Raw genomic sequence first — 5,004 nt, 5'->3', positions numbered from 1 at the left:
AGTGAGATCCGGCCACTGGTCCCTGGGCAAGGAAAAACCTACACCTAAATTAAGCAGGGTATATTGCTTTACGCCTTTATCTGTCCGCTTGGATTCAACAAGGCGATAGGTATAATACTGCCCACCGTCTTTCCTTCCTTTGATTGTAGTTCTTCGAATATACATGCGTCGCAGCTTGGCATAAAAAAGTCTGCATGTCAAGTCTTTATTATTTTTTATGGCACTACAAGCGATGGTGAATTTCTATGTGGCTGAAATTCTGACGATTTATTTTTTTAGCGCAACGAAAAACTTTCATCAGGGGAGATTTTGAGAATAATTGTCAAAAACTTGGGTTAGGCAATCGCATTCGCCTGTCACCACATCATCCTGGTAATAATGTTCATTGTGGAGGTGTTGTTTTCTTGTAGCTGTAGATTCTCACCCAAGAAGCTAACAAGTTTCTCTCGCATTGGTACCTGTTCAGTTGTAAAAGAAGTTGGCCGGAAGAAATCCTTCCGGCCATTTGGATTGTAGACTGCAGTCTACCGCACCGAGCTATCCCTTGGCGCCGGAGTTCCCTCGCAGACGCCTCTGTTTCACCCGGATTCGTTGAACCACTCCGCGTCGTACAGCGTCTCGGCGGTTATGGTCTTCTCCTGGCGATAATAGGCCTCTTCCAAGGCCATTGTCGCGATATTCATAATGTTTCGTCTGTTACCACCGGTATAGGCGGCAATGATTTCGATAGCCTCTTTTGCAAACAGATCCTGGGTTGCTCCGCCATTTTCAAGACGTTTTTCGATAAATATCCGCGTCTCTTGCTCATCCATTGGCTGCAACTTCATCACGGTAGTGAGTCGAGTTCTGATCGGCACCAATGTATATAGCTCAAGCCTTTTTGCCAATGTATCATCTCCGACCAGGATGAGGGAGGCAGCAACGGTTTGTTTTGAGGTTTGGAACAGTAGAGAAGAGAGATCCCATAAAGACTCGTTTTCAAGCAATTGCGCATCGTCGATGATGATGACTGGGTGGCGGGGATTTGCCCCGTTGATCAGGTCCTCAAGATACTGTTGTACCCGAGTGATTAGGGGTACTCCTCGTCCCTTGGTTTCAACTCCGAGTGCTTGGGCCAATATTCTGGTAAGACCGTTTCTGGGGTGTCCTGCATACGGGACCAGCACCGGACGGTAAGAATTCTTATCCAGGTCTGCGATCAAGGCATGAAGAAGTGTGGTTTTTCCCGCCCCGGAAGGTCCACACAAAGCCATACTTTTACCGGTATGGAGAAGTCGCTTGATAGTGGCCAGTTGCTTGCTGTCTCGTGATGGAACCCATAGCTTGTGCTGTTGATAGGTATCTGCGAAAGGGTGATGCTTCCAGCCAAAAAAATCATTTATGGGGAGCTGTGCCGAAGTGTCTATACTGAGTTGCCTCATGCTTTACCTCCTGTAGTTTTGTGCGTTTTTGATAGGGTCAGCCTGTTTTGCCGGTTTCATTTCCGGCCCATACCAGATTGCACCTGGCTCCCATGGCATGAACCAGACGTCTACCCTTTCTCCCGGCAAGACGTCTGGCACTTCGAAACTTCGTTTCTTAAAACGAATGGTGTTATTGAGGTAAACGCGACATCGGCGCTTCATTCGAAATAACGGTTCGATATCGATAGGTTCCGGCAGTTCCCTGCAACAGCTTGTGCTGTCCAGGCGCTTTTGCAGTGGTGTGGTGCCGAGGGAACTATGGATTTGTTTGTGGTAGAGTGACAACCATTTTCTGAATGCCTCGTTTATACCGTCAAGAGTGTGTGCCGGTGGTTTTTTTCCATCAAGGAATCCATCCCTTACGGTCCGGAAGATCCTTTCTACCTTGCCGCGCCCCCGGGGCTTTCCCGGTGGCGTATGAATGAGGTGGATGCCAAGATTAGCGCAAACAAATCTGAGGTGCCTGCTGGCATAACAAGCACCGTTATCGGTGTAGAAACGCAGGGGAATACCGTGTTGGCGAATAGCTGTCATTAACTCTTTCATCATTACCTCGGTATCTTCTGCCAGGAAGAATCCGGCGCGAACCACATAGCGAGTGGCATCGTCAATGATCGCATGCAGGTAGGTTTTACGTTTATTCCCCTGTACCCGTATTTTGGGACCATGCATAAAATCAGCTGACCAAAGCTGACCAAATTCCTGGTAGGCAAAAGGTTTTGCCGGCGAATGCCTGACAACATGAGGATCTCTGTGCAGATTCCGTGTTCCGGCAAAACGATAGAGCGTAGCGCGGGAAGGGGTATTTGTATCCCAGAGCTTCTCTTCCACCAACTGATTGAGCATGCGCGCTACGGTCCACCTGGGATGTTCCAGACGAAGCTCCCTAAGCCGAGTTGCAAGTTTTTCCGGAACCGAAGCATGGGTACCTCGATTTTTTTTTGGCATGTCGCCAAGTGCCGGCAGCCCCCCGTGCCGGTAACGATACAGCCACTTCCTGAGTGTCTCTGGAGAAAAAGATACACTTCTCCCGTCGGGTCGACGGAAGGGTCTGCTTGCCAGTTGCTGAAGTTCATTATCCAGGGTCCCGTCATCATCATTTCGATGAAGAAGGCGGCTGATAATGCCGTAACGCCAAACGGCAAGTTCTGTTTTGTCCGGTGATATCATGTTACCTCCTGATGTTAAGTTAAAATTCAGGGTATAACACCATATCTCTTTGAAATTAGATAGGTTTGTATTGTGTTGGTAAAGCCTTCGGCCATCTGTTTGGGTAAAATCTCCGCGAAAAATCTCGGGTGAAATCTACCCAGTGCTCGGCGGCGTTGTCTTGCAAAGCAGCCCCCCAATCCGCCACTTTTTGTTCATGGCTGAGCCAATGGAAAAATTGATGACAGAACGTGCCGAGACGTTTTGCTCTGCCGGGGGTGATATTAAGATGCCTGGCCATGGAGGCCAGGGTCATCTGTTGCCTGGTGAAGAGCTTATGGCAGAGGAGTACCGTCTCGTAAAAATGACGAAGAACGGGAAGCAAAGGATACGGCTGGACAGAAAATGTTTTCCTGGGGCAGCGTTGATATTTACAGAGATAACGCTGAATACGGATTTGGCAATTTTCTTCAGGGTGTGCCCTTTTATAGCTGCCATTGCGGATCGTGACCGTCATGGCGCATTGAGGACAGCGAATGGGTAATTCTTGCTTGCTGAACTGGTCGTTTTCAAATATTTTGGACATGATAAGAGGGGTGGGTTGAGGTGATAATATTCGCTAAAATACTATCTATACCACATCCCCCCTCTTATCCCCCCCAAAGGGGGGGAGGAGAATTCAAGGCATGGGCGGTTCCTGCATTCTAACGACCCGTCCCTCTCATGAGACCATCTATCTTTTCTCATTTTCGTTGGCAGACACTATCTCGCAACAGGTAGTTGTACTCGAGAATTATGACTTTGTCTCAGGTCGTGGGAAGCGAGACTCTACAGTAGCCATTGCAATCACTCCTTGTTTTTTAATAAGCATTGCATATAATAAGCCTGACTTTAGCAGTGACGTCAGTCTTTATCAAATTTTTCCCCCTGTTGCTCCCGCCTCACTCCAAAGGAAGAGGGGACTTCTAAACTGTGACTCGGATGCCTTCGTCGGTTCATATGCATTCGTTCCACAGGTGTTGGCTGTTGGTAATATCCCGGCCAAGAAGTATTCGAATTATCCGGCAGGTTCGGCAAAGGCTTTTCTAAATAACACTACAAAATACATGTTATACAGATGTGTATAATTACTTGTAATGCAGTAAGGAGAATAGGTTGGTTGGGAAATTAGATAGCTCCGATAAAGCTGAAATTCTGATTCTGGCGCTTGCCGTATTTTGGGTCGTTAGTTCACTTACCGCCTTTCTAGTGCATACAGAAGGTAACTGGTTCTGCTGTCTATATTTGTTGATTTTCAAATTGGAAAAGCACAACAGTCAAGTATTTCTTCTGCTTCGGTAGTCGCTGGCGTGGGAATACCTAAAGGGAATGATCTACCGAACAGCGTATTGCCAAGGTAGCCCTCTGATTTCCTGTTTTGGGGACTCTTATATGGGGTTGAGGTGATCTAATTGCGTAACACGGCGATAAAATTCGTTCAGCAGCCTTCGGTTGCTCCACCGGACGCGCAAGAGTCGCGCACCGTTTAGCTTACTGTTGTGCATCAAGAAGTAAATAATTTGACAAGATTGAGACGTGATAGATCAATAGAGGCAGGAAAATGGAAAAGGGAAAGCTATCATATAATGAATACATGATCATTGTTGAACAGGCTCCTATTATGATCTGGAGAGCTAATACCTCGGCCGAGTGTGATTATTTTAATCAACAGTGGTTGAATTTTACGGGGCGAAGAATTGAACAGGAGCTTGGTAATGGATGGGCTGAAGGTATTTTTTCAGAAGATTTTGACATGTGCCTTGAAATATACCTGTCGTCTTTCAAAAAACGTGAAATATTTGAAATGGAATATCGCCTCCGGAGGTATGACGGAGAGTATCGCTGGATATTTGATCGAGGAGTACCATTCGAGGGCGAACAAGGGAGTTTTGGCGGTTATATAGGCAGTTGTATTGACATTACAGAAAGTGTCGAAGCCAGAAGGTTGGTTTTGAGAGAACACGAATCTGAAATAAAGCGACTACGTGGAATGCTCCCAATATGCTCTTCGTGTAAAAAAATTAGAGACGATCAAGGATATTGGAACCAGATCGAAGTTTATATAGAAGACCATTCAGATGCAGAGTTTAGTCATGGTATTTGCCCTGAATGTATTAAAAAATTGTACCCTAATTTCAAGAGCGATTAAGAGAAAAGCACAACTCATCACTGGTACCGATCCTAAAAACCGGGCGGCACAGTTTAACGTTAACTTTACTAAAGTTTCCTGGAAATTATCACATCGCCGATCCCGGTTCCCCTACGCGACCATGCGTAGCAGTGTTCTGACAAAAGATTTTTGCGTCTTTTGCCTCGGTAACGGGCAAATCGATTGAAAATCCTCACTCAATGC

The 5,004-nt window shown here is 46.5% G+C and carries 4 protein-coding genes; 1 reads left to right on the top strand and 3 read right to left on the bottom strand.

What is annotated here, in order from left to right:
* Positions 1–578: 578 nt before the first annotated feature.
* The 3 genes from G493_RS0122190 to G493_RS33595 are packed head-to-tail and all read right to left on the bottom strand — an operon-like array spanning position 579 to position 3,198.
* Positions 579–1,421, bottom strand: a complete 843-nt coding sequence (locus G493_RS0122190; RefSeq protein ID WP_028582131.1) for an ExeA family protein — start codon at positions 1,419–1,421, stop codon at positions 579–581.
* Positions 1,422–1,424: 3 nt separating this feature from the next.
* A complete protein-coding gene (locus G493_RS0122185; protein WP_028582130.1) occupies positions 1,425–2,633 on the bottom strand; it encodes a DDE-type integrase/transposase/recombinase in 1,209 nt (402 codons plus the stop codon).
* Positions 2,634–2,688: 55 nt separating this feature from the next.
* The gene (locus G493_RS33595; RefSeq protein ID WP_153306636.1) at positions 2,689–3,198 is read right to left on the bottom strand and encodes a transposase; all 510 of its coding nucleotides are present in this window, start codon (positions 3,196–3,198) and stop codon (positions 2,689–2,691) included.
* Between the two features lie 1,014 nt (positions 3,199–4,212).
* Here G493_RS33595 and G493_RS0122165 point away from each other — a divergent pair.
* Positions 4,213–4,800, top strand: a complete 588-nt coding sequence (locus G493_RS0122165; RefSeq protein WP_028582126.1) for a PAS domain-containing protein — start codon at positions 4,213–4,215, stop codon at positions 4,798–4,800.
* Positions 4,801–5,004: the final 204 nt, after the last annotated feature.

Origin of the sequence: Desulfogranum japonicum DSM 18378, assembly GCF_000429945.1 — a bacterium.
Classification (GTDB): Bacteria; Desulfobacterota; Desulfobulbia; order Desulfobulbales; family Desulfobulbaceae; genus Desulfogranum; species Desulfogranum japonicum.
This window is presented reverse-complemented; position numbering and strand designations above follow the sequence as displayed.